Source organism: Spirillospora sp. NPDC048911 (genome assembly GCF_043198015.1).
GTDB lineage: Bacteria > Actinomycetota > Actinomycetes > Streptosporangiales > Streptosporangiaceae > Spirillospora.
Genome location: NZ_JBICUD010000010.1, coordinates 152369 through 175997, shown reverse-complemented (window position 1 = coordinate 175997; position 23629 = coordinate 152369). Strand labels below are relative to the sequence as shown.

The following is a 23629-nucleotide window of genomic DNA, read 5'->3' as shown; positions in this document are numbered from 1 at the left end:
CAACCCGGCGACGGCTCCTGCGGGAACCAGCCACAGCCCGTTCGGCCAGTCCCCGCAGGAAGCGGAGCTCAGAGGGTGACTGAGGTCTCCGTGCAGTGCTCCTCGTAGGGCGGGTTGTTGTCGTAGGCCCTCATGCAGAGCCGGTATTTGACGGTCTGGCCGCCGAAGACCATGGGAGAGTCGGTCCAGCGGATCCGTTGGGGACTGCCGGGCAGGACCGTGATCGGCGGCCCCTCGATCGCCGGGACCGCCGGAAGCGGTGAGGCTCCGAGCAGCATCAGCGGCAACGGGGTCCAGTCCTCTCCTGGCCGCTGGCGGGCGACGCTGGTGTCGACGGTCGGTCCCTTGTAGTCCCAGGAGACCTGGGCCTTGAGTCCTCCGGCGTCGGTGTAGGACTCAGCGGTGAAGTGGTTGTCGTTGTTGACGTTGAGCCCGCACGTCGGAGGTTCGCCTTGGAACACCCGCGGGATCCAGTTGATGTTCCCAACAGGAATGGGTACGTCCGCGGCCGCCTTCTTGGCAGTTGACGTCAGCGGGCGGGCAGCGGCGGTTTGGGCAGGTCGCCAGGCAAGGCGGGGCCGCTGGGAGATGACGGCCGGTGGTCGTGCCGCGTTCGCGGGGGCGGTCGACGCGGCGGAGCCGACCGTCGGCAGCGCCGAGCGGGGCACGCGGACGAAGCGGGGCCGGTAGATCGAGGCGTCCAGGGTGTTCTCGTCCAGGCAGCCGTCCTGGCTGACCCGGGAAGTGAGCATGTTGTAGCTGAGCACGATCTCACTGGAGGTGGTCAGGGCGGGCTGCATGCGCCCCGAGTACCCCGGCAGGACCGACTTGTAGTTCGGGATCGAGTACAGGTGGGTCGGGGTCCCGCCGAAACCGGTGGGTGTGCTGGAGGCGTAGGCGACGATTCCGGAGCCGTAGTTCTGCGTCACCAGCAGATAGGTGCTCCCGAGTTTGGCCACGCTGAACTCACTGAACAGGCCCCCAGAAAGAGCCAGTCCATCCGTCGGCGTCAAGGTTTGCCAGTTCCCGCTGAACTGGCCGGTCGGTACGCGGGCGATGTGCAGCCTGCGTCCATTGAGCGTGCAATTGGGCGCCGTTCCGGTCCACAGTTCCTGAACACCGTAGATGTAGGTGTAGCCGCCGTCGTTGAGCAGCGCGGTCCCCCAGGCGATGGGATTGGCGACGCCCTCCTGGTGGTAGACGATCTCGGTGGACTGCAGGACGGGCTCGGCGGCCAGGCTGAACTTCGCCACGACGGTGTTCTTCGGCTTGCTGTAGGAGTAACAGCCCTCCGCGAGGAAGGACGTGCCCGTGTAGAACCGGACGAGCTGGTTCTGGTGGACGATGCCGTCCCCGGCCCACCGCTTCTGTCGATCTTGGGGTGGGTCGCTGTCGGCCCCGGTGCTGGGGATCAGCGGTCTGGCGTTCCAGTTGTTGCCCTCGTTGGGCACCTTCACCGTGCTCAGGGTGGCGTTGGCCGCCGACGAACTGGCGATGACCATCGAGTTGGGCACCATCGCCGTCTGGAACGGCGGGTGGAACCCCTCTGGCGTCACCGGGCCGCGCATGGTGTCGCTGAAGGCGAACGACACCCGCCCGTCGGGCAGTTTCACCCCGATCGTCCCGTCGCCGCCGCTCCACTGCGCCTTCTCGGTGTCACTGTTGTTGACGAAGCCCGTCCAGGCGTTGTTACGGGTCGTGTCGGGGGTCGCCGCCGCGGCGGCTCCGCTGAGCGGCCCGACCAGCAGGCCGCCGATCAGGGCGAGCCCGGCGCAACCCGCGGTGACCCGCCGGCCTGCCCCGCGCGCGCGAACGTGGACGCCAAGCTCCACTACAGCTCCCATCGCCATCGCGCCTCTGCCCGACCGGATCAGGCAGTCTCGGAGGTAGCTTGATCACTCACGAGCCGGCGCGCCAGACCCAAGATCGGGCTCGCGTGACCGTTTCCGGCCCACCACCGATGTTTGTCTCCCGCGCGCCTTCATGCTTTGGCGCAGCGTCCCCTACGAACGGCCGGTTTGGCGACGGTGATCGTGAAGGCGCACTCCGCAGCCTCCAACGAGCAGTGAAGGCCGCCTTGGTCAGGGTGGGCGTCTGACACGGTCAGGATCGCGGGCCTTCACCCGTACGTCGGATATTGCGGCCAGCCTTCGGGACTGTCTTCCCAGTCCTGCTGGCGGCCATAAACGGTGCGGTCCATGATGTGCGGCACCGGCAGGATCGCCTCGGTGCCACGTGCGGTGGTCATGTAGGTCAGGTACGGCTTGCCATCTTTGAGCAGGTAGTAGGAGTAGCCGGGCAGATATGCCTCCTCGCCCTGCTCGTTCTTCTGCGTCCACCCCCAGTCGTAGTGGTAGCGCTCAGGGGCGAGGTGACCGAGGCGTCCTCGAACTCCAGCACCAGGTGTGGGCGGAACCCTCCGGTGACGCCTACGAACCGGACCACCAGATCAGCCTCGGTCAGAAGGTGCCGCGGCCGCAGCAAGGGTCGCGGTCGTCCGTATCCACGAGCTTGTCGTGCGGGGCGGCGACAACCTCCTGCTCGGTGGCCGCGATCGGTTTACATAAACTATGTATATAAAAGTGCTATGCTTCGAGCGTGAGTCGTCAAGGCGCCGCTCCTGGCGCGTCCGCCGCCATCGGGGCAGCCCTCTACGGCCTGGCCACCAGGGCCGCGAGACGCCTGCCCCGGGACATGAGCCTGACGTCCGCCGCCACCCTGGCCACCCTGGACCGGACCGGGCCGCGGCGCATCACCGATCTGGCCGCGGTCGAGGGCGTCACCCAGCCCGCGATGACCGCCCTGGTCCGGGTGATGGAGGAGGCCGGCCTGGTCGAGCGGCGGGGCGACGCGTCCGACAAGCGGGTCACGCTGGTGTGCCTGACCGAGGCCGGGGCCTCCTATGTCCGGACGCGGCGCCAGGCGGGCGTCCAGGCGTTCGAGCGGTTGATCGGCGAGCTCACCGGCGACGAGGTCGAGGCGCTGGTGGCGGCCCTTCCGGCGCTGAAGCATCTGGCAGAGCTCGAAAGCCAGGACCGCGAAGGGGCGAAGCAGTGAGCGGGCAGCCGGTCGGCGGGGTCGCGGTGGCGCGTTCCGAGGCGCGGCTGCTGGTCCCCGCCCTGATGTTCATCGCTCTGGTCGTGGCGGCGGTCGCCAGCCTCGGAACGCCGCTCATCACCAGCGTGGCGACCTCGTTCCATGTCTCGCTCGGCAGCGCGCAGTGGACGCTGACCGTCGCGCTGCTCAGCGGCGCCGTCGCCACGCCGGTCCTGGGCCGGCTCGGAGCCGGCCCGCACCGGCGGGCCACGATCCTCGTCACGCTGGCGGTCGTCGTCGCCGGCAGCGCGCTCACCGTGCTGCCGCTGCCGTTCGCGTGGCTGCTGGCCGGCAGGGCGGCCCAGGGCGTCGGGCTCGGGCTGACCGCGCTGATGATGGGCGTGGCCCGGGACCACCTCCCCGAGGAGCGCGGCGCGGCCGTGATCGCCCTGATCTCGGTGGTCTCGATCATCGGGGCCGGCGTCGGCTACCCGCTGGCCGCGCTGCTCGCCGAGCTCGGCGGGGTACGGGCCGCCTACGGCTTCGGCCTGGTCGTCACCGCCGCCGCCCTCCTGACCGCGTGGCGCTCCATGCCCGAGGCCCCCGAAGGCCGCTCCGCCCACGTGGACGTGGCAGGCGCGGTCGTCCTGGCCGCTGCGCTGCTCCTGGTGCTGTTCCTCGCCGGCGAACGGAATCTGTGGAGCCGGCACCTCGCCGTGGCGACGGGCCTCGCCGTCGTCGCGGGGGTGCTGCTCTGCGTCTGGGCCGTCATCGAGCTGCGCAGCAGAACGCCCCTGATCGATGTGCGGGCGGTGCGGCACCCGGCGGTCGCCGGGGCGAACCTCGCCATGTTCGTCGGCGGGATCGGCATGTACCTCCTGCTCACACTCATCACCCGGTACGCGCAGACGCCGCACGGCGCCGGCTACGGCTTCGGGCTGACCACCTTCGTCGCCGGGCTGGTCCTCATCCCGTTCTCGGTGCTGGGGTTCGTCGCCGGCAAGCTCACGCCGCGGGTCCGGACGCGGATCGCCGGCCCCCTGCTCCTGGCCGGCAGCGCCGTCGTGGTCGGCGGCGGGTTCGCCCTGTTCGCGGCGGCCCGGTCGGACCTGGCCGAACTGTTCGCGGCGATGGGCGTGCTCGGCTTCGGCGTCGGCGGCTTCTCGGCCGCGATGCCCGGCGTCATCCTGGCCGTCACCCCCAAGAGCGAGACGTCGAGCGCCATGAGCCTCAACTACGTCGTCCGCAGCGTCGGGTACTCCCTGGGCAGCGCCATCGGCGGCCTGATCCTCGCCGCGGGCACCGGCCCCGGCCACCTCTTCCCCGACGACAGCGCCTACACCACCGCGGCGCTGGCCGGCATCGGCGCCATGGCGATCACGACGCTGACAAGCCTCGCCCTCGCCGCCCGCCGTCACTCGTCCGAGACCACCCCGTAAGTTCAGCCGCAGTCATCCCAACACTGGAGGTTCCATGCCCAAGGGCTACTGGGTCAGCTCCTACCGCACCATTTCAGACCCTGAGAAGCTGGCTGCTTACAACAAGCTGGCCCGGCTGGCCGTCGAGGCCGGGGGCGGCCGCACCATCGTCCGTGGCGGTCGGGTCGTGGCGCATGACGCCGGAATCGCCGAGCGCACCGTCCTGGTCGAGTTCGACAGCTTCGAACAGGCCGTCGCGGCGCACGAGAGCGCGGCCTACCAGGAGGCGCTGGCCGCCCTCTCCGACGGCGTCGAGCGCGACTTCCGCATCGTCGAAGGCATCGACTGACCGAGTCCAGCCGGATCTTCACTGAAAGGCCGCGTCAGTGACTCGTGGTGTTCTCGTGAACGCGCGGGGCCGGGCTCGCCGGCCGTGACGGTTCGGTGCTCCTGGTCAGCCACAGGCCCGTGAACACGGCTGTGGCCAAGGTGACGACGCCGGCCACGACGAAGGCGCTGTTGAGCCCGTCCTCGAAGGAGGCGCCACCGGACTCCCGGGTGCGGACGACGGCGCCGAGCACCGCCACGCCGAGGACCGCGCCGATCTGCCGGGTGGTGCTGCTGACGCCCGACGCCAGGCCGCCCTCCTGCGGGCCGGCCGACTGGATGGCGGCGCCGGTCAGCGGGGACATGGTCAGGGCGAAACCGATCCCGACGACGGCCAGCCGCCACCACACGTTCGTGTAGCCGGTGTCGGCGTGCACGAAGACCAGGGCCAGCAGTCCCAGCCCGGCCAGCGTCAGGCCGATGGTGACCATGATCCGGAAGCCGTACCGGGCGGCGAACCGGCCCGCGAACGGGCTGACGATGACCATCGCGAGCGTGGCGGGCAGGGTCTGCAGCCCGGCTCGCAGGATCGAGCTGCCCTGGACGTAGACGAAGAACTGGGAGAAGAAGAACGCCGAGCCCATGAGGGCGAAACCGACCACGATCATCGCCGTGTTGGAGACCGTGAACAGCCGTTGCCGGAAGAGCCGCAGAGGCAGCATCGGCGCCGGAACCCGTCCTTCGACGACCACGAAGACGACGAGGATCACCGCCGCGGCGGCGAAGCTGCTCAGGATCACAGGCGAGGTCCAGCCACGGGAGCCGCCCTCGATCAGCCCGTAGGTGAGCGCCCCCACGCCCAGGACGGACAGGGCCGTTCCCGGGACGTCGATCGCCGGCGCGCTCGGGTTGCGGGACTCGCCCAGCACGCGCAGGCCCGCGACCAGCAGGACCGCGCCGACCGGCACGTTGACGAGGAAGATGGCGGGCCAGCCGAAGGCCTCCACCAGAACGCCACCGGCCAATGGTCCGGCGGCCAGGCCGATGCCGCTGAATCCGGCCCACAGGCCGATCGCCCTGACCCGCTCCTGCGGAACGGGATACGCGGCGACGAGCAGGGCCAGCGAGGCGGGGCTCAGCGCCGCGGCCCCGATGCCCTGCAGCACCCGCCCGACGATCAGCCAGCCGATCGAGGGCGCCACCGAGCACACCACGGACGCGGCGGTGAACACCACGACGCCCGCCAGGAACACCCTCTTGCGGCCGAAGCGGTCGGCGAAGACGCCGCCGGACAGCAGCAGCATGGCGACCAGCAGCACGTAGGCGTCGACGATCCATTGCAGCCCGGTCAACTGGGTGTGCAGCCGCTCCTGCATGTCGGGCAGCGCCGCACCGACGATCGTGTTGTCGAGCAGCACCATGAACTGCCCCAGGCAGGTCACCGCGAGCAACGCCGCCCGGTTCGGTGCAGACTTCATCGTTCTCCCTAAAGCAGTTGTCTACTGCTTTAGGAATCTAGACAGTGGAGCCCATAAACGCAACTGCGAGCTGCGATAAGGTGAGGACATGGAGGAGCGACAGCCCGTCCGGCGGCCCGGCGGGCGCAGCGCCCGCGTCCGGGCGGCGGTGCACCGGGCCGTCACGGACCTGGTCGGCGAGCGCGGCTACGGCGAGTTCACGGTCGGTGACGTCGCGGCCCGCGCGGGCGTGGCCGACACCAGCGTCTACCGCCGGTGGGGCACCCTGGAGGCCCTGCTCACCGACGTGACGCTCACGCGCCTGAACGCGCGGTCGCCGATGCCCGACACCGGGAGCCTGGCCGGTGACCTGCACGCCTACGCGGCCCAGGTGGCGCGCGAGATCACCGGGCCCGACGGCCTGGCGGTGCTGCGCCTGACCGTCGCCCTGTCGAACAGGGGCGAACGGGGTCTGCGGGCGCGTGACGACTTTCTCGCCGAACGCACCCGGCTCGTGCAGGCCATGCTCGACCGCGCCAGCGAACGCGGCGAGCATCCACCCGACGTGCTGGGCGTGCTCGACCACGTCATGGCCCCGATGTACATCCGCGTCCTGTTCGGCGCGGGCCCGCTCACCCCGGACTACATCGCCGGGCTGGTCGACCGGTTGCTGGGCCAATCCTGATCACTGCCTTTCGGCAGAGACGGTGCGTACCTTCGCGGTCCGCGGCGCCGGACGGGCCGGATCCGGAGCTGCGCGACAAGGCCGTCCTCGCGCGCCGCACCACCCAGGTGACCCGACGAGGCTTGCGGTCGGCCAAGACCGCAGGCCCCACGACACGCGTGGTCTGCCCGCCCACCTCGGAGGGGCGGGCAGACCGGTCCGTCACTTCAACGCGGCGTTGCTGGCCGAGGAGACTGTGTTGGTGCCCGTCTGGACCTGGGTGGCCACGCCGTCCTTGGCCTCGGTGACCGGGCCCGGCTCGGGCGGCGGGCGGTGCCTGCTGGGACGGCGGCTGCTGCTGCGGCTGCTCGGAAGAGCCGCCAGGCTGGGGGCCTGTACTCGTAGGTGTCGGTGAACGTCTTGGTGATCTTGCCGGGGGCGGGGAAGGTGATCTGTGCGGGCAGCGGGCCCGTACCATCACCACGGTCATGACCGGCGGCGGCCGAGGAGGCCGGAGCCGCGGCCAGGCATGCTCGCATTGCCGCGGCATGATGTTCGTCCATATCGACCGCCGCGTCACCGGCGAACCCGTGCACTTGAGCCGGAGATACAGGACTCTCACTTACCGCGGGCGCGAACACAGGTCACTCTGGCTGATTGCGCCGACCATGGGCTCAGGGTCGGTGGTGCCTTGCGATGCTGCGCCCAGCTCACCGTGGACCTTCTGCCCGGTGCGTGGGCGGGTGGCGGCAGCCGCGGCGCAGGCGATCAACGCCAGGGCGGTCAGCGCCGTCGCCGCTCCGCGCGGCCCCCATTCATACAGCCGGCCCACGGCGAGGCCACCGGCGAACGCGAGCAGACCGGAGAAGAACGTCCGCACGCCCAGGTACGTCCCGAAGCGCGCTGGTGGGGCGAGCCGGGCGAGTGTCTGGAACACCGCCGGTTGCAGCAGGCCGTCGGCGAGACCATGGAGCACGGCCACCGCGATCAGACCCGCCGGACGACCGGCCGCGCCGGCCGCCAGCAGCAGGTAGGCGCCCCCGGCGAACAGCAGCCCGGCGCGCAGCGTGCCGGGCCGTTCGGCGCGGCCCGCCGCCGCGCACCACGGCTGGACCGCCGCCGACACCATCGCGAGCACGCAGGAGAACACGGTCACCGCGCCCGGGTCCGCGCCGCCGAGCGGGACCACCACTGACGCCTGGTCCGTCAGCAGCATCGTCGGCATCGACACGGCCGCGAACCAGAGGAAGATCCGGTTTCGCATCGCCGTCCGCACGCCGGTGACGACTCCGCCCCGGGTCGGAACGGACGGGACGTGCCGCAGCAACGAGAACAGGAACGCCGCGCAAGCCCACAGCCCGGCCGCCGTCAGCGCCACCAGCCAGTAGCCGATGTTCAGCAGCGCCAGCCCCAGCGCTGGGCCCAGCACCGCCGCCGCCTGCGACGTCATCGTGTATGCCGCGTACCCACGGGCGCGTCGCCGCTCGGCGAGTCCGGCCAGCAGTGACTGCGCCGCGGGGTGGAACAGCGCCCCGCCCGTGCCCAGCAGCACTGCCGCGGCGATCAGCCCGGACGGGGAGGACACGCTGCCCAGCAGTGCGAACCCGGCGGCGCGCAGCAGGCACGCCAATATGCCGGCCCGGACCGGGTTGAGCGCGTCCACCAGCGCCCCGACCGGCAGGGAGAGCGTGTGCTGCACGAGGTTGCGCAGCGCCAGCACCAGGCCGATGAGTCCGGCGGCCAGTCCCAGGTTCTCCCTGAGGTGCACCACGAGGTGCGTCATCGCCGCGAAGTAGCCCAGCGAGATGGCCGCCTGGACGGCGACGACCACGGCGACCGTGTGACGGTCGCCGTGGCCCGGATCGGACACGCTCACGCGGTGGGCAGCACGCTCAGCCGCTTCAGCAGTTCACGCGCGACCGTGGCGCGCTTGCCCGCGTCGCCGTCCTTGGCGATGTCGATGTTCAGCGCGAAGGTGTGCACGCGTCCGCCGTGCTCGACCCACCCGGCCCACCAGCCGGTGCCGGGGTCGGGGGCGTTCTGCCAGCCGGACTTGGCGTACAGCGTGTATCCGTCCTTCTCCTCCTGCTTGATCAGCTCAGCGACGGTGCGCTGGTGGTCACGCGAGGCGGGCAGGCGCCGCGCCGCCAGCCGCTGCATGAACCGGGTCTGCTCCACCGCCGAGATCTTCAGCGGGCCGTCCAGCCAGAACCGGTCCACCGCCGTCCCGATCTGGCGGTTTCCGTAGCCCAGCCGGTGCAACCACTGCCGTTCGCGTTGCAGGCCGATGCGGCGAGCGATCACCTGGAACGCCGCGGCGTTGGACTCGCGGACGGCCTCCCGCATGCTCATGTCCTGCTCCCATTCGGGGAACGGCTGCGGTGTCCCGTCCCACGGGATCACCTCGTCGGGGCTCTTGACCGCGCCGGTCTCCAGCGCGACGAGCGCGTGCGGGACCTTGAAGGTGGAGGCGGGCACCATCGGCGTCTCTGCGCGCCGCCGGTCCACCACGGTCGTGTGCCGTGCCGTCACGTCCAGCAGCGCGAACGAGCCGCGCACGCCCGCCGCGTCGAACACCGCGCGCAGGTCGTCGCGCACGGTCATGCCGGGCCGGACGACGCCGGTGGTCGCGGCGACGGCCGCGCCGCGCGGGGCGGCCTCATGAGCGGCGGCCCCGCAGGCGGCGGTGCCGAAGAGGGGCAGGACGGCGAGCGCGGCGGCGCCCAGCCGGAAACGGAGAATCCGAGAGGAAAGTTCGATCACGAGGCGAGAAGATCAGAACCAGCCGCCGGGTGTCCAATACTGATATTGATCGTCCGAAAATATCAAGATCCATATCGTTCCAGGTCAGAACGGAAGTAGTCGGCTTCATGGCCCCTGGCTACGGAATGAAACTCCCCCTGATTTCCTGGCTGTTTGCGGGCGAGACGGTGGGTCATCCAAAGTCGGTGTCGCGTTGCCTTCTTTTGGAGGCTGTGGGCGTACCGGGCGTGGCGGGAGCCTGGGATCATGAGCGAATCGAAGGTTCCCCTGGCGGCGGGCTCGTACGTCGGTTCCCCGGCTGAGGAGCTCGCTGGGCGCAAGCGAGGTCACCGGATCGCCGCGGGCGTGGACCAGCGGGTGCTGTTCTCGCGGACCGGACGGCTGGAGCTCCATCCCGACCGCCTCGTGATCGGCGGCTGGCATGGTGGCGCCGATCTCGTGCTGCGGCCGGAGGAGGTGAGGTCGGTGGCCAACGAGTACACCGACCTGTACGGACGGTTCGTCGGCGGGCTGCTGAACTCGGGCAGGCCGCTCATCGTGGACACGGTCACGGCCGGCGAGATCTACCTGATGGTGGATCACAAGACGTTCCTGGAGACCACCGCCAACCGCAAGTGGACCCGCCTGCTGAGGAGCTGGCTGGTGCCGGGCGATGGCTGAGCCGGGCGTGAGACGGAGGTGGCGGACGGCCAAGCCGGTAGGGGCGGTGACGGCCCTGATGACGATCGCCCTGAGCGTCCCGGCGGTCGGCGCGTCGGTCACGACGGGCGGGGCAGGCCCGGTGGTGCGCACCGATCTGGGTCCGGTGCGCGGAGTCGCGACGGGACGCACGGAGCTTTTTCAGGGCATTCCCTACGCCCAGCCGCCGACCGGGTCCAGTCGCTGGCGCCCGCCGGTCCGTCCTCGTCCCTGGACGGCGGTACGGGACGCGAGCAAGCCCGGACCGGCATGCGCGCAGCTGGACGAGACCGGTGGCGTCGCGGCGAATTCCTCCGAAGACTGTCTCTACCTCAACGTCACCAGGCCCCGCCGGAACCGTTCTGAGCGCCGGCCGGTCGTGGTGTACCTGCATGGGGGCGCGTTCAGTTCGGGTTCGGGCAGCGACTTCGACGCCCGCCGCATGGCGGCGACGGGCGACGTGGTGGTGGTCACCGTCAACTCCCGGCTCGGCGTGTTCGGGTTCTTCGGCCATCCCCGGACGGCCGGGTCGGGCACCTTCGCTCTGGCCGACCAGCGGGCCGCGTTGCGCTGGGTACGGGCCAACGCGCGGGCGTTCGGCGGCGATCCGGGTAACGTCACGCTGATGGGAGAGTCGTCGGGCGGGGCGAGCGTCTGCGCCCAGCTGGTCTCGCCCCCGGCGGCCGGGCTCTTCCATCGCGCGATCATCCAGAGTGGATCCTGCCTGCAGAGGTGGCCCAAGAACGTGATGGCCCCGAGGCTCGACGCCATCTCCTATTGGGCGCCCCGAACGGCCGTGCAGGCTCGGGGCGCCGCCGCGGCGGCGAAGCTGGGCTGCGCGGGACCGGACGGACCGGCATGCCTGCGCCGGAAGGAAACCGGAAAGCTCCTGGCGTTGAACGGCCAGTTCGTCACGCCGGCGTTCGGGACCCGGGCGCTGCCCACCGACCCGGTCAAGGCACTGCGGACCGGCGCCTTCCATCGGGTACCGGTGATGCAGGGCAACACCCGGGACGAACACCGGCTGTTCGGGAGCCTTTTCGAGGCGGAGAAGCCCATCGACGACGCCCGTTACCGGGCTCTGCTGGCGACGTCCTTCGGAGAGCGCATGGCCCGTCGCGTCCACGTCCGGTATCCGCCCCGGGCGTACTCCGGCCAGTCGGGTTCTCCGGCCGCGCTGGCCTGGGCCGCGGTCGGCACCGACGTCGGATGGGTGTGCCCGGCCCTGGCCGCCGACCGGCTTCTGGCCCGGCATGTGCCCGTCTTCAGTTTCGAGTTCGCCGAGCCGAACGTCCCGGACTTCCTCGGCATCTTCCCCAAGGGCTACCCGCCCGGCGCCTTTCACGGCTCGGAGCTCCCCTTGCTCTTCGACATCGCGGGCACGTCTGTGCCGCTCGACGCCGCGCAGCGGAACCTGTCCAGATCGATGATCATGTATTGGGCCGCGTTCGCCGCCCAGGGCGATCCGAACAGGGCGGGACTCCCCCGCTGGCCGAGGTTCCCGGCCACCCAGTCGCTGGACTCCGCGCGCGGTGGGATCTCCCAGACCGATGTGGCCGCCCGTCACCATGCCGATTCTGGACGTCACGGACATGAGGACTCCGTGGTGGCCGGCACCGAAGGCGCGTCGGGCCGAGCCGGATCGCGGCCCGGCCACCGCAGGGTCGGCGCCGGCCCCCATGGTCGACGCCGTCGCCATCACCGTCGCGGTGGTGATCGGCGCGCTGAACCTCTGGCCTCGTTACGCGCGAGGAGCGGACACGCTCGCCAACGCCGACCTGGCGGCCGGGCTCGCCTGCTGCTCGGCCTTGGTGCTGCGCCGCCGCCGGCCGGTCGGGCTGGCGCTGGTCGTCACGGCGGTCTCGGCCGTGTCCCTGGCGGCCGGCGGCGCGGCGTTCGTGGCGACGCTGTCGGTCGCCGTGCGGCGGCCCTGGCCCGTGGCGGCGGGGATCGGCGCGCTCGGCGTGCTGACCGGGATGATCGCCGTGGCGCTGCGTCCCCCTCCCGAGCTGCCCTACGCGGCGAGCGTCGCGATCATCGCTCTGCTGACCGCCGCGACGGTCGGCTGGGGGCAGGCGATCCGCGCGCGACGCCAGCTCCTGGCCTCCCTCGCCGAGCGGGCCCGCCGCGCCGAGAGCGACCGGCACCTGCGGGAGGGCGAGGCCAGGCGGCTGGAACGGGTGCGGATCGCCCGCGAGATGCACGACGTGCTCGCCCATCGCATGTCCCTGCTCAGCGTGCACGCCGGTGCGCTGGAGTTCCGCCCGGACGCTTCGCCGGAGGAGATATCCCGTGCCGCCGGGGTGATCCGCAGCGGCGTCCACCAGATGCTCGTCGACCTGCGCGAAGTGATCGGGCTGCTGCGCGAGGACCCGGTCGACGGCGTGGACGCCCCGCCGCCCTCGCTCGCCGGCGTGGCCGGGCTCGTCGAGGAGTCGCGGCGCGCGGGCGCACAGGTCACCTTGGACATGGACGTCGGGAACGCGGAGGCCGTGCCCACCCTGGCCGGACGTACCGCCTACCGGGTCGTCCAGGAGGGACTGACGAACGCGCGCAAGCACGCGCCGGGCATGCCGGTCACCGTCACCGTGCGGGGCGAGGCCGGGCACGGGCTGGAGGTCCGGATCCACCAGCCGCTGCCCGGCCCCGGCCTCGATCGCGGGTGCCCGGCGATCCCGGGGACCGGCACCGGCCTGACCGGGCTGTCCGAGCGTGCCACGCTGGCCGGCGGGCGGCTGGAGCACGGCCCGGTGGCGGGCGCCCACCTGCTGCGCGCGTGGCTGCCATGGGAGGCGTGATGCCGGAACCGATCAGGGTGTTGCTGGTCGACGACGAATGGCTGGTGCGCGCGGGCCTGGCCACCATGCTCGGCGGCGTCGAGGGGATCGAGATCGCCGGCGAGGCCGCCGACGGCGCCGCGGTGCCCGCGGCGGTGCGCGCCACCCGCGCCGACGTCGTCCTCATGGACATCCGGATGCCGGGGACCGACGGCCTGACGGCGACCCGCCTGCTGCGCGCCGCCGACGGCGCCCCCGAGGTCATCGTCCTGACCACCTTCGACACCGACGAGCACGTGCTGCGTGCCCTGCGCGCGGGCGCCGGAGGGTTCCTGCTCAAGGACACCCCACCGGCCGAGATCGTGACGGCGATCCGCCGGGTGGCCGCCGGCGAGCCCATGCTCTCCCCGTCGGTCACCCGCAAGCTCATCACCCATGCCATCGGCCGGGACCACCAGACCCGCACGGCCGCCCGCACCCGGCTCGCCCGCCTCACCGACAGCGAGCGCCGGGTGGCAGAGGCCGTCGGCCGCGGGCTGTCCAACGCCGAAGCCGCCGCCGAGCTGTACATGAGCGTCACCACCGTCAAGACGTACGTGTCACGGATCATGCGCAAGCTCGACCTGAACAACCGCGTCCAGATCGCCCTGCTCGTCCACGACGCTGAGTGAGGACGGCATGACCCATGGCACAAGTGATCTGCGACCTGCCTGCTACGCGTCCTGCTCGGCGCCGGTCATCAGGGCGAGCAGGCCGTGCGGCGCACGGTCGTCGATCATGATCGTGTAGAAGCCGTCGTCGTCCGCCTCCACATCGGCGGCGCGGGCGAACATGGCCTGTTCGTGCGCGGTGAGGGCGGCCTCCGCATCGCCGGGGTGCGCGGCGAGGGCCCGGCCGAGTTCCGCGCCGTCCTGCATGGCCAGGTTGGCGCCTTCGCCGTTCGGCGCCCGGAGGTGGGCGGCATCGCCGAGCAGGGTCACCCCCGGTACGCGGTCCCAGCGGTGTCCGGCGGGCAGTGTGAAGATGGGGCGCAGGGACGGCGGGGTGTCGCTGTCGGTGATCAGGGCGGTGAGTTCGGGAGCCCAGCCGTCGAACTCCTTCGCCACCCGTTCGGTGAGGGCGGCGGTGTCCAGGTCGGCGAACCAGTCCTGGGGCTTTTTCACCTGCGCGTAGGCGTGCAGGGTCCCGGTTCCCTCCCGGTGGGCCAGCAGGCCCCTGCCCGGTGCGAGCGCGAACAGCGATCCGGCCCCGACCGCGTCCGCGGAGGCGGGATGGCGGGATCCTGCGTCGAAGAGGAACGTCTCCACGCTGCAGACGCCGAAGTACTGCGGAACAGCGTCGGACAGCAGCGGTCGTACGCGCGACCAGGCGCCGTCGGCACCGATGAGCAGGTCCGCGACAACGGTGGTGTGGTCGGCGAATTCCACCTGGTGGCGGCCCTCGCCGAGGGCCCGCACGGCGGTGACCTTGTGGCCCCAGCGGACGGTGCCGGCGGGCAAGGAGTCGAGCAGCATCTGCCGCAGTTCGCCGCGCGGCACCTCCGGACGTTCGCCGGTTCCATTATCGGGCAGGTCGAGCAGCACGTTCCCCGCCTGATCCATCACCCGGTACGCCTCGCGGCCCGGAAGGATGAGCTTGCGGTACTCCTCGAACAGGCCCGCGGTCTTGAGCGCCGCCTGGCCGTTGTGGGGGTGGATGTCGAGCAGTCCGCCCTGGCGTCGGGCGTCCGGCGCGGGCTCCGCCTCGTAGACGGTGGCCACGATGCCGTGCACGTGCAGTACACGAGCCAGGGTCAGGCCGCCCAGGCCTGCTCCGATGATCGTCACAGGTGTCGTCATGGCTGCTCCTCGAAACTTTGGATCGTCACTCCAATCACGCTAGCACGGAGTTGGATCGACGCTCCATTCATGCGATGCTGGAGCCATGGCGAAGAGGTCTGCGCGGCGAACGGACAGCCTGTCGAGGGAGCTGATCATCCAGACGGCGATCGAGATCCTGGACGGCGGCGGCGAGCAGGCGCTGACGCTGCGCGCGCTCACCGTGCGCCTGAGCACCGGCTACGGAGCGATCTATCACCACGTCGCGGACAAGGGCGATCTGCTCGCCACGGCCACTGACGACGTCATCACCGGCGTCCTGTCCGGCGGGGTCGCCGACGCGGACCCGCGCACCGCTCTGCGCCGCCTCGTCCTCGGCCTGTTCGACGCGATCGATGCCCACCCCTGGATCGGGGCGGAACTCTCCCGCCAACCGTGGCGGCCCGCTCTGCTGGACTTCTACGAGAACGTCGGCCGCCTGCTGGACGCCCTCGACGTCCCAGAAAAGGCGCGCTTCGACGCGGCCGGCACGCTCGTGAACTATGTCCTCGGCGTCGCCGCGCAGAACGCCGCGAACGCAAGGCTCCGCGCAGGCACGGACCGAGAGACCTTCCTGGAGAACACCGCCGCGCGATGGGCGCAGATCGACCCTGGCCGGTACCCGTTCGTGCACGCGGCGGCGACTCAGTTGGGCGAGCACGACGACCGCGAGCAATTCCTCGCCGGAGTCGACATCTTCCTCGCCGGTATCTCAACCCTGCGCTAAACCACAACGCTCGCGGGCGCCGGCCACCGACCAGCCTTGCGAGCTCCCCCACATACATCGAACACCCGCTGAGTCATCGCCGGTGAACGCACCACCCGCACCTGCCTGGCGGTGGCGGCGCTCGCCAGCCCCGTCATCGTCCACCTCAGCGGCCTGGCGATCGCGACCAGGCGCGAGAACCTCCCCTTGGCGGAGCTGCCCGCATCTGCCATCTGCCTTTTGATCGCCTTCCGCTTGGTCCGCTATCGCGGACCTCGGGCAGACAACGCCACCTACTTCCTCCTGGTCTTCTGGTACCTCGCCATGGTCGCCGCTATGGATCCCCGAGACCTGCCAGGACCTCGGCACGTTCGCCGGAGCCCCATGGGACGTTCCCGCACCGCTTGCCGTGTTCTACCGGCTGGCCCGGCACCGGCCCGCCCTGCTCGGCGTTCAGAACCGTCTGCGGCCCCCACACGCGTGGCGGGAGGAGCACGACGGCCTGATCGTCTTCGGGGACGAGAACCAGGGCGGATTCACCTGGCTGTTCGATCCATCGCGCCCCGACCCTGACGTATGGATCGACCAGGACGGGTACGAGCTGCGCCGGGAGACAGCCGCACTCACTCCGGTGCCGTGGGAGCCCTGGCGCTGGCCGAACGACTCCACACGCTTCTACGTCACACCCGGCGTGATCGCCAAGACGACGGACCAGTGGCACGAGAACACCTCCGTGTGGGTCGGCGCGGTACATCGCAGCGTTCTCCGGCCGCTGGGACGGCTCGGAATCCCGTGGACCGACTTCGACGGCTGAGCCACCGATAACGCGTTCCTGTCGGGTTGGCTGAATTACGCGCGTCGTTCCCAGGCGATGGTCGCGCGAAGCGCGTCGTCCATCGGGGTGGGGCTGACGCCGAAGGTCGTCTCGAACGCGGTGGAGTCGAGCAGGAACGGCCGGTCGAACTGGTACCGGGTCTTCTTGAGCTCGCGGACCACCGGCGACGCGGCTCCGATGGCGCTCATCATCAATCGTGGCATCTGGGTGACGCGTGGTGCCGGTGCGCCGGCGAGCGTGCACAGCCGCTCGGCCAGCTCTTGGGGTGACATCGCCGCATTGGTCGGCACGTGCCAGGCGTGCCCCCAGGCGCGCTCGTCTGTGGCGGCCAACGCCATGGCGCGTACGACGTCGGGCAGGTACGTCCAGCTGTGCGGGACGGTCGGGTCGGTGGGGAACATCGCACGCTTACCCGCCAGCAACGGCGGCACGAACCGCGAACCGACCGGGGTCTGGTCTCCCGCGCCGGGCCCGAAGTAGTCGGAGCTGCGCACCTCGGTGACCCGCGCACGCCCCGCCTGGTGCGCGGCCAGCGCGTCGGTCCACATTTTCGCGCGCACCCGGCCCTTGGCCAGCGTCGCGGCGAGCGGCAGGTCCTCGGTCATCGGTTGATCGACCGGCCCGTATCCGTAGAGGTTGCCGGCCGTGACCAGCACCGCTCCGGTCGCCTCCGCCGTCGCCAGCAGCGCGGCGAACAGGGGCGGCCACTCCTGCGGCCAGCGGTGGTACGGCGGCGCGGCGCAGTTGTGGAGGGCGTCCGCGCCCTTGGTGATCTCGATCAGCCGGTTCTGGTCGGTGGCGTCCGCCGCCACGTTGGTCACGTTGTCCGGCCCCGAACCCGATCGGCTGACCACCACGACCTCGTGCCCCTGCTCGGCCAGCAGGCCGGCCAACCCTCGTCCGACTTGCCCTGCCCCGACGATGACGTGCTTTCCCATGACGTCCTCACAATCTGTTGATGAGAGCAATGATCTTGTTTGTGAGCGCTGATGTCAAGAGCACTGCTCTCATGTATGTGCATTGCTCTTGCGTTGTCGGCGCTAACCGGCGGCCTCGTCCATGACCTTGCGCGCGTCGCGTTCGAACGACGTCCTCGCCCTGAGGGTGAGGAGCCCGCCGGCGACCGTCGGGATCACCAGGACGTACATTCCGGCGAGCAGTGACCCCAGCTGGTCCGAGGCGATACCGACGACCAGGGAGCCGAACGCGCTGCCGCCCGTGATGAGCAGTTGCAGGACGGCGAAGCCGAGCCCGCGGGAGGCGGCCGGGACCACGTCCGCCAGGCATGCCGTCATGTTCGGTATCGCGATGGCCATCAGCGAGCAGGACAGCAGGACCAGCGCGGCCAGGGAGACGATCGACTCCATCGACAGCGCCACGGCCAGGACCAACGAGCCCGCCGTGATGCCGCCTCCGCCGGCCAGCAGGCGGCCGCCTTTGCGGGTGCCGTGCCACTTGCCGCCCAGCCAGGAGCCGACCAGAGTGCCGATCAGCGTGCCCACGACCGGGATCAGTCCGCTCAGCGCGCCCGCCGTGCCCGTGCCGGCCCCGAGGGTGCGCACCATGAGCGTGGGCAGCCAGTAGAAGATCCCGGCCAGGCCGAGAGTGAGCAGGGACAGCCCGGCGCAGACGAAGACCAGAGTGGGGATGGCGAGGACCTGCCGGACCTGCCGCCAGAACGGCGGCGGCTTCAGCGCGGGCGGGGACGGCGACGCGTCGCCGCCCGCCACCAGGCGGTCGAGCTCGCAGCGACGCGGCTCGCGCAGCAGCCAGACGAGCAGCGCCGTGAGCACACCCGGCACCACCATGACCAGGAACGCCGTGCGCCAAGAGAACGCCTCCGCCAAAACTCCTCCCAGCAGCGTCCCGATGCCTCCGAGGTGCGTGGTGGCGCGTGTGAGGCCGTAGGCCGTGGCTCGGCTGGCCGGCGGGTAATAGTCGGCGAGGAGGCTGCCCGCGGCGGGATTGTCGATGTTCTCGGCCGCCGCGAGCAGCACGCGCATCAGGTAGAACGTGACGAACCCGGTGGCCAGGCCTGAGCCCAGCGTGGCGATCGCCCAGAAGAGGACGACCACCGCGATGAGCCGGGTGCGGTTGAGCCGGTCCGCCAGATACCCGGCGGGCAAGCACACCACCGCAGCGGCCAGGGCCGCTGCGGTCGGGATCGAGCCCGCGGCGGTGTCGCTGAACCCCCACTCCTTCTGCACGGCCGGGAGCACGCCGGACAGCAGGTTGTGCTCGATCCGGTCCACCAGTCCCACGATGAACAGGACGACCAGCGGCGCCCAGCCGAACGGCGCGCGCGAACCCGCGTCGATGACGCCGGTACGCGGCGAACCCACCGTGCCGACCATGCCCGCCCTTCTGTCGATTCAACGAACGTTCGAACAAGCCGAACTCAGGGCGTCACCTGCCTGAACGCGCGACTCGTGTCGATCCGGCGCGGCGGCGATCTCCTAGGAACATCCCAGGGGACATCGGTCTGGACTGATGCTCACGTCCGCACGACCGTGGCTGGCTGGTGCCGACCTGTCAGATTCGTCTTGCCTCGCCGGGTGAGTCACGACCCGGCGGCCGGGTCACAACTTACCCATGGCCTTGGCCAGCGCGGTCGCGGTGGAGGCGATCACCTTGTCATCGTGCGGGGTCTCGTCGGTGTTGCGGTTGGTGAACACCGACAGGATGATCGGCGCGTTCGATCCGGGCGTCCAGACGATCGCCAGGTCGTTGGCGGTGCCGTAGTTGCTCGCGCCGCCGGTGCCGGTCTTGTCGCCGACCGTCCAGTCGGTGGGGAGGCCTGCCCGGATCCGGTTGGCGCCGGTGCGGTTGGCCTTCAGCCAGCCGACCAGCCGGGCGCGGTCGCGCGTGTGGAGGGTCTTGCCGGTGGTGAGCTTGATGAAGGTCCGTGCGGCCGCCGCGGGGGTGGTGGTGTCGCGCTCTTCGCCGGGCGTCCACTCGGTCAGCCTGGGCTCTGGCCGGTCCAGGCGGCTCGTCCGGTCACCGGTGGAGCGGAAGAACCCGGTCAGCCCGCGTGGGCCGCCGATCTGCTTCAGCAGCGTGTTGCCCGCGAAGCCGTCGGATTTGGTGATCCCGGCGCGGCACAGCTGTGCGGGTGTCATGCCGGTGTCGGTGTATTCGGTGGTCTCCGGGGAGTTCGAGGTCAGCTCGGCCATGTCGGACGGCTTCCAGCGAATCACCCTGTCCATCAGCCCGGGATCGCTGGTGCGCGCTTTGTGGAGCACCGCCGCGCACGCGAACACCTTGAACATGGAGTTGAACGGGAAGCGCTCATCGGCGCGGTAGCCGACCGTCCGGCCGGTCCCCAGATCGATGCCCACCGCCCCGATCCGCCCCGCATAGGACTTTTCCAATTCCTGCAACGTGGTGTTCAGGTCGGAAGAGGCGTTGCCCCCCGTCCGGGCGGCGACGCTGGCGGCACTCGTCTCGCCGGTGCCGGCGCCCGCCACGTAGGCGAGGCCGCCCAGCAGCGCAGAAGCTGTCAATGTCGCGGCCCCGAGTCGCAGCCGGAGATGTCGTGTCATGCCGGAGAGAAGATCAGAAACCGTCCGGGAGTGTCCAATACAGATATTGATCATCCAGTCATACAGGAATGGATATCGATCGTCGTCTCAAGCACCGAAAGCCCAACGCACGCGGGCATCGCGCTGAGCGTCCCCGCTCCTCGACCGTCCTAGCATGACCTTCTGGAGTCAGAAGTCGGCAGGGGCGGCGGGGCCCCGGCCGCCGCACGACCCGCCGCCCCGCGTCCTGGTGCTCACCACCTTCGACTTGGACGAGTACGTGCACTCCGCTCTGCGCGCCGGCGCTCGCGGCTTCCTGCTGAAGAACAGCCCACCCGACCAGCTCGCGCACGCGATCCGCGTCGTCGCCGCAGGTGAGGCCATGCTCGCCCCGAGCGTCACGCACCGGCTCATCAACACGTTCGCCGCACTGCCCGAAGGCCTCCTCGGCGGGACCTGCCGGTCCGCGTCCGGGCGCCACGGACTCATCGACTCGCTCACCGAACGCGAGCCGCAGGTTCTCATCCTGATCGCACGAGGTCTGTCCAACCGTCAGATCGCCGATGCGCTCGGTCTGACAGAGGCCAACGTGAAGAGCCGCGTCAACCGCATCCTCACCCGCCTCGGCCTGGACAACCGTGTCCAGGCCGCGATACTCGTGCACGAAGCAGGCCTGGTCACCGCGCCTGCGCACGAAGAGACATGACGCCCCGTCGCTCCCGGCAGGAACGCCTCCCACCGAAGCGCCGAGCGAGCGAATCAGGTTAAGGCCAGGAGCGACTCAGAGGCGGCCGGGCGGGACTATCTGCGGACGCAGATCGCGCACCGATGAGGTTTCCGCGCCGTGCCCGTCTGTACGTGTGAGATCGATTCGAGGAAGGCTGGCACGATGCGGAAACTGATCTTCGCCATGAACGTGACCCTGGACGGCTACATCGCCGCGACCGGTGACGACATCGGCTGGAGTGGGGGTGACGGGCCGGACTCGTCGCCGAGCGCCGAGCTGTTCCAGTGGTGGTCCGACCGGGTGGGGGCGACCGGCCTGGCGCTGTACGGGCGCAAATTGTGGGAGACGATGAGCGTCCCCTGGCCGACCGCCGACCAGCAGCCCGGCGCCACACCGGCGGAGATCGAGTTCGCCCGCCGCTGGCGGGACATGCCGAAGGTGGTGTTCTCATCGACGATCGACAAGGTCGACTGGAACACCCGCCTGGTCACCGGCGATGCGGTCGCCGAGATCGCCCGGCTCAAGGCGGAGGACGGCGGCCCGATGGACATCGGCGGCGCGACGCTCGCCGGGGCGGCCATGCGGGCCGGGCTGATCGACGAGTACGTGCTGGTCACCGCACCGGTCCTGGTGGGCGGCGGCACGCCGTTCTTCACCGCGCTGGACAGCTGGGTGAACCTGAACCTGGTCGAGACGCGGACATTTCCCGGCGGCGTGATAATGACCCGATACGAGAGGAGGCGATGAGCACGGGCCAAATGCCCGGCTCGTAAGGCCAGGTCGAAATCCTTCCTGGCGTGCTCACCGTGACCCTCGATCATGAGGGAGCCCTTCCCCGGGCCCTTCCTTGCGTTGACCGGGCCTCGTTGATCGTGACGATGTTCGATGCCCCGCCGGCAACGCCGGCGGGGCGGTGGTGTTCGCGTTGGTGTTCAGCTGGCCGGGGTGCTCATTCCGCGGTGACGCCGGTCCCGGCGATGACTGATCACAGCGTCGCGGGCAGGCCCAGCCATGGTTCGTCGGTGACGTCGAATCCGGTGAGCTCGGCGATCTTCCCGTCGACGATGTGCAGGACCGCGATGGCGAACGAACGGTACTCCGGGTCGTCGGGGCCGCGGAGGTACAGCACGGTGGCAGGCATGCGGTTGACCATCGTGGCGATGCAGCGCCAGTCGTCGTGGCCGCGCTGGAAGAGTCCGCCGGAGACCCAGCCGTCCACCGCGTCCTTGGCCGTGACGATCACGGTGCCCGGGTCGGGCAGCATCGCGAAGCGCAGATCGTCGCGCAGCAGGGCCGTCAGCCCGTCGAGGTCGTTGCGCTCATGGGCGTCCATATACGACTTCACCACGCCGCGCTCGTCATCCGACAACTCGTGCGTGGCGGGGCTCCGCCAGTCGAGGCGGCGGTCGGGCAACTGCTCGCGCATCGTCACGCGCGCCCGCTGCAGGGCGCTGGTCACCGATGCGACGGTCAGCTCGAGGGTGTCGGCGGCCTTCGACGCCGGCCAGCCGAGGACGTCGCGCAGGATGAACACCACCCGCTGCCGCGGCGGCAGGTGCTGGACGGCGACGATGAACGCCAGCTCGATCGTCTCCCGCGCCACCACCGATTCCTGCGGGTCCTCCGGGAGCATCCGGTCCGGGTAGGGCTGCAGGTAGCGCACTTCCGAGCCCGCGCCCGGCAGCTCGGCAGGCACGGGTGTGCGGTCGTTGCGCTTCTCCAGGAAGTCGAGGCAGGCGTTCGTCGCGATCCGGTACAGCCAGGTCCGCAGCGCGGCGTGGCCCTTGAACGACTCCCGCTTGTTCCACACCCGCAGGAACGTCTCCTGCGTCATGTCCTGGGCGTCCTCGTAGTTCGCGAGCATCCGGTAGCAGTGCACTTGCAGCTCACGCCGGTAACGCTCCGTGATGAGCGCGAACTGTGCTGCGTCATCTGAGCGGGTCGCCGCGATGAACGCGGCCTCGTCGTCGCCTGGCAATCTGGCGTCGGTCATAGTCGTCAATCCTTCCGCGAGTGGCGAGGGGCCACCAGAACTGACGGCGTGGCGGACGATTTCTGAGCGGTGAAGCCGCAGACACCGGTCCGCTCGTCAGGCCGGACGGACCGGGCCGATCCAGGCGTAGCCCTCCAGCCCCTGGGCGGCGGGAGCGCTATGCGGCGGTGGCGCAGTCGGCGCGACGGCCGGGGTCAGGTCGCAAAGCACCGCAGGAAGCGCCGCAGGGTGGATGCGTCGCCGGTGACGGCGGCGTCTGCAGCATGCACGGCGTCGTCGAGGTCCCGGCCGCCGAATACCAGGTCCTGCAGGACGCGGGCTTCGCAGATGATCGTGGCCGTCGCGTCGGGAACCTCGCCTCGGGTGATGTGCAGGCGTCCTTCGGCGACTTGTGCGTGGAAGGCGTCGCGTCCAAGGCGCAGCTGGTAGCCGCCACACAGATCGCTCGCTGCGGCAGGGACGAACGTGGTCTTGAGGGCGAAAGCCAGCGCGTCCGTGCTCAACTCGGTCGCCGACGTGCTCGCAGGTGGGATGGAGCTGCCCCACTGGCCGAGCGCCAGCAGAACTGGCTCGAGCTCGCGGCCGCGCGGCGTCAGCTCGTAGACCCGGGCTCCGGCGGGCGGCGCCAGGACGCGACGCGCGACGATGCCGGAGTCCTCGAGCTCTCGCAGGCGCTGCGACAGCACGTTGACGGCACCGGAACGCCGGGGCGGTCTCGGCCGGGGTCTACCTCGCGGCGTCTCTCTCGGTAGTCCGGTCGGCAACTCGGTGTCGCCCACCGGGACATGCCCGAAAGCGCGACACAGGCCGGGAGCGCGACATCTCGATCACCCCAGCCCCTGGATCGCTCGGGACGCGTCGATGCGTAATG

At 70.5% G+C, this 23629-nt stretch carries 21 protein-coding genes and 2 pseudogenes; 12 read left to right on the top strand and 11 right to left on the bottom strand.

Features of this window, described 5'->3' with window-relative positions:
* Positions 1–68: 68 nt before the first annotated feature.
* Together ACGFNU_RS37620 and ACGFNU_RS37615 are read right to left on the bottom strand one after the other, a co-directional pair.
* Positions 69–1844, bottom strand: a complete 1776-nt coding sequence (locus ACGFNU_RS37620) for a hypothetical protein (protein WP_392601349.1) — start codon at positions 1842–1844, stop codon at positions 69–71.
* Between the two features lie 275 nt (positions 1845–2119).
* A pseudogene (locus ACGFNU_RS37615) lies at positions 2120–2314 on the bottom strand (DUF899 family protein); the annotation flags it as partial.
* 284 nt (positions 2315–2598) lie between these two features.
* On the opposite strand from ACGFNU_RS37615, the gene ACGFNU_RS37610 reads away from it, so the two are divergent.
* From ACGFNU_RS37610 to ACGFNU_RS37600, 3 genes are read left to right on the top strand one after another with little or no spacing between them, the layout of a single operon-like run.
* Positions 2599–3057 carry a MarR family winged helix-turn-helix transcriptional regulator gene (locus ACGFNU_RS37610; RefSeq protein WP_392601348.1) on the top strand — a complete coding sequence of 153 codons (459 nt, stop codon included), beginning with the start codon at positions 2599–2601 and terminating at the stop codon, positions 3055–3057.
* The gene (locus tag ACGFNU_RS37605) at positions 3054–4475 is read left to right on the top strand and encodes an MFS transporter (protein ID WP_392601347.1); all 1422 of its coding nucleotides are present in this window, start codon (positions 3054–3056) and stop codon (positions 4473–4475) included. Before ACGFNU_RS37610 ends, ACGFNU_RS37605 begins: the two co-directional genes overlap by 4 nt.
* A 34-nt stretch (positions 4476–4509) precedes the next feature.
* Positions 4510–4803, top strand: coding sequence for a DUF1330 domain-containing protein (locus tag ACGFNU_RS37600; RefSeq protein ID WP_392601346.1), 294 nt, complete (start codon positions 4510–4512; stop codon positions 4801–4803).
* A 34-nt stretch (positions 4804–4837) separates the two neighbouring features.
* On the opposite strand, the gene ACGFNU_RS37595 is transcribed toward ACGFNU_RS37600, so the two are convergent.
* A complete protein-coding gene (locus ACGFNU_RS37595; RefSeq protein ID WP_392601345.1) occupies positions 4838–6259 on the bottom strand; it encodes an MFS transporter in 1422 nt (473 codons plus the stop codon).
* An 88-nt stretch (positions 6260–6347) separates the two neighbouring features.
* Here ACGFNU_RS37595 and ACGFNU_RS37590 point away from each other — a divergent pair, with 88 nt between their 5' ends.
* A complete protein-coding gene (locus ACGFNU_RS37590; RefSeq protein WP_392601344.1) occupies positions 6348–6923 on the top strand; it encodes a TetR/AcrR family transcriptional regulator in 576 nt (191 codons plus the stop codon).
* Between the two features lie 601 nt (positions 6924–7524).
* On the opposite strand, the gene ACGFNU_RS37585 is transcribed toward ACGFNU_RS37590, so the two are convergent.
* Both ACGFNU_RS37585 and blaOXA read right to left on the bottom strand, forming a co-directional pair.
* A complete protein-coding gene (locus ACGFNU_RS37585) occupies positions 7525–8772 on the bottom strand; it encodes an MFS transporter (protein WP_392601343.1) in 1248 nt (415 codons plus the stop codon).
* 2 nt (positions 8773–8774) lie between these two features.
* On the bottom strand, positions 8775–9665 hold the full coding sequence (gene blaOXA / locus ACGFNU_RS37580; RefSeq protein WP_392601342.1) for a class D beta-lactamase: 891 nt from the start codon (positions 9663–9665) through the stop codon (positions 8775–8777).
* Between the two features lie 246 nt (positions 9666–9911).
* Here blaOXA and ACGFNU_RS37575 point away from each other — a divergent pair, with 246 nt between their 5' ends.
* From ACGFNU_RS37575 to ACGFNU_RS37560, 4 genes and pseudogenes are all read left to right on the top strand, one after another.
* Complete coding sequence (locus tag ACGFNU_RS37575) at positions 9912–10325, top strand: hypothetical protein (RefSeq protein WP_392601341.1); 414 nt, start codon at positions 9912–9914, stop codon at positions 10323–10325.
* A pseudogene (locus tag ACGFNU_RS37570) lies at positions 10318–11790 on the top strand (carboxylesterase/lipase family protein); the annotation flags it as partial. The gene ACGFNU_RS37575 and the pseudogene ACGFNU_RS37570, both read left to right, overlap by 8 nt.
* A gap of 232 nt (positions 11791–12022) precedes the next feature.
* On the top strand, positions 12023–13141 hold the full coding sequence (locus ACGFNU_RS37565) for a sensor histidine kinase (RefSeq protein WP_392601340.1): 1119 nt from the start codon (positions 12023–12025) through the stop codon (positions 13139–13141).
* Positions 13141–13791, top strand: a complete 651-nt coding sequence (locus ACGFNU_RS37560; protein ID WP_392601677.1) for a response regulator — start codon at positions 13141–13143, stop codon at positions 13789–13791. Before ACGFNU_RS37565 ends, ACGFNU_RS37560 begins: the two co-directional genes overlap by 1 nt.
* Before the next feature lie 42 nt (positions 13792–13833).
* Here the strand turns inward: ACGFNU_RS37560 and ACGFNU_RS37555 are convergent, their stop codons facing one another.
* On the bottom strand, positions 13834–14958 hold the full coding sequence (locus tag ACGFNU_RS37555; RefSeq protein ID WP_392601339.1) for an FAD-dependent oxidoreductase: 1125 nt from the start codon (positions 14956–14958) through the stop codon (positions 13834–13836).
* A gap of 85 nt (positions 14959–15043) precedes the next feature.
* On the opposite strand from ACGFNU_RS37555, the gene ACGFNU_RS37550 reads away from it, so the two are divergent.
* Positions 15044–15703 carry a TetR/AcrR family transcriptional regulator gene (locus ACGFNU_RS37550; RefSeq protein WP_392601338.1) on the top strand — a complete coding sequence of 220 codons (660 nt, stop codon included), beginning with the start codon at positions 15044–15046 and terminating at the stop codon, positions 15701–15703.
* Positions 15704–16091: 388 nt separating this feature from the next.
* Positions 16092–16496, top strand: a complete 405-nt coding sequence (locus ACGFNU_RS37545) for a hypothetical protein (RefSeq protein WP_392601337.1) — start codon at positions 16092–16094, stop codon at positions 16494–16496.
* A 35-nt stretch (positions 16497–16531) separates the two neighbouring features.
* Here the strand turns inward: ACGFNU_RS37545 and ACGFNU_RS37540 are convergent, their stop codons facing one another.
* The 3 genes from ACGFNU_RS37540 to bla all read right to left on the bottom strand — a co-directional run bounded on the left by ACGFNU_RS37540 (position 16532) and on the right by bla (position 20059).
* A complete protein-coding gene (locus tag ACGFNU_RS37540; protein WP_392601336.1) occupies positions 16532–17455 on the bottom strand; it encodes an NAD-dependent epimerase/dehydratase family protein in 924 nt (307 codons plus the stop codon).
* Between the two features lie 102 nt (positions 17456–17557).
* Complete coding sequence (locus ACGFNU_RS37535) at positions 17558–18871, bottom strand: MFS transporter (RefSeq protein WP_392601335.1); 1314 nt, start codon at positions 18869–18871, stop codon at positions 17558–17560.
* Between the two features lie 225 nt (positions 18872–19096).
* Entirely contained in the window at positions 19097–20059 is a 963-nt protein-coding gene (gene bla / locus ACGFNU_RS37530) for a class A beta-lactamase (protein ID WP_392601334.1), read from the bottom strand.
* A gap of 154 nt (positions 20060–20213) precedes the next feature.
* Between bla and ACGFNU_RS37525 the strand changes: the two genes are divergently transcribed.
* On the top strand, positions 20214–20744 hold the full coding sequence (locus tag ACGFNU_RS37525; protein WP_392601333.1) for a LuxR C-terminal-related transcriptional regulator: 531 nt from the start codon (positions 20214–20216) through the stop codon (positions 20742–20744).
* 183 nt (positions 20745–20927) lie between these two features.
* On the top strand, positions 20928–21512 hold the full coding sequence (locus ACGFNU_RS37520) for a dihydrofolate reductase family protein (protein ID WP_392601332.1): 585 nt from the start codon (positions 20928–20930) through the stop codon (positions 21510–21512).
* A gap of 238 nt (positions 21513–21750) precedes the next feature.
* On the opposite strand, the gene ACGFNU_RS37515 is transcribed toward ACGFNU_RS37520, so the two are convergent.
* Positions 21751–22758 (bottom strand): RNA polymerase subunit sigma-70, encoded by a 1008-nt coding sequence (locus ACGFNU_RS37515; RefSeq protein WP_392601331.1) that lies wholly within the window; start codon positions 22756–22758, stop codon positions 21751–21753.
* Positions 22759–22952: 194 nt separating this feature from the next.
* The gene (locus ACGFNU_RS37510) at positions 22953–23444 is read right to left on the bottom strand and encodes a winged helix-turn-helix transcriptional regulator (protein WP_392601330.1); all 492 of its coding nucleotides are present in this window, start codon (positions 23442–23444) and stop codon (positions 22953–22955) included.
* Between the last annotated feature and the right edge of the window lie 185 nt (positions 23445–23629).

Bases quoted from the DNA above. Each gene is read 5' to 3' on its own strand.
- ACGFNU_RS37620 (WP_392601349.1), bottom strand. From the start codon at position 1,844: ATGGGAGCTGTAGTGGAGCTTGGCGTCCACGTTCGCGCGCGCGGGGCA.
- ACGFNU_RS37600 (WP_392601346.1), top strand. From the start codon at position 4,510: ATGCCCAAGGGCTACTGGGTCAGCTCCTACCGCACCATTTCAGACCCT.
- ACGFNU_RS37595 (WP_392601345.1), bottom strand. From the start codon at position 6,259: ATGAAGTCTGCACCGAACCGGGCGGCGTTGCTCGCGGTGACCTGCCTG.
- ACGFNU_RS37590 (WP_392601344.1), top strand. From the start codon at position 6,348: ATGGAGGAGCGACAGCCCGTCCGGCGGCCCGGCGGGCGCAGCGCCCGC.
- ACGFNU_RS37575 (WP_392601341.1), top strand. From the start codon at position 9,912: ATGAGCGAATCGAAGGTTCCCCTGGCGGCGGGCTCGTACGTCGGTTCC.
- ACGFNU_RS37565 (WP_392601340.1), top strand. From the start codon at position 12,023: ATGGTCGACGCCGTCGCCATCACCGTCGCGGTGGTGATCGGCGCGCTG.
- ACGFNU_RS37560 (WP_392601677.1), top strand. From the start codon at position 13,141: ATGCCGGAACCGATCAGGGTGTTGCTGGTCGACGACGAATGGCTGGTG.
- ACGFNU_RS37555 (WP_392601339.1), bottom strand. From the start codon at position 14,958: ATGACGACACCTGTGACGATCATCGGAGCAGGCCTGGGCGGCCTGACC.
- ACGFNU_RS37550 (WP_392601338.1), top strand. From the start codon at position 15,044: ATGGCGAAGAGGTCTGCGCGGCGAACGGACAGCCTGTCGAGGGAGCTG.
- ACGFNU_RS37540 (WP_392601336.1), bottom strand. From the start codon at position 17,455: ATGGGAAAGCACGTCATCGTCGGGGCAGGGCAAGTCGGACGAGGGTTG.
- ACGFNU_RS37535 (WP_392601335.1), bottom strand. From the start codon at position 18,871: ATGGTCGGCACGGTGGGTTCGCCGCGTACCGGCGTCATCGACGCGGGT.
- bla (WP_392601334.1), bottom strand. From the start codon at position 20,059: ATGACACGACATCTCCGGCTGCGACTCGGGGCCGCGACATTGACAGCT.
- ACGFNU_RS37525 (WP_392601333.1), top strand. From the start codon at position 20,214: ATGACCTTCTGGAGTCAGAAGTCGGCAGGGGCGGCGGGGCCCCGGCCG.
- ACGFNU_RS37520 (WP_392601332.1), top strand. From the start codon at position 20,928: ATGCGGAAACTGATCTTCGCCATGAACGTGACCCTGGACGGCTACATC.
- ACGFNU_RS37515 (WP_392601331.1), bottom strand. From the start codon at position 22,758: ATGACCGACGCCAGATTGCCAGGCGACGACGAGGCCGCGTTCATCGCG.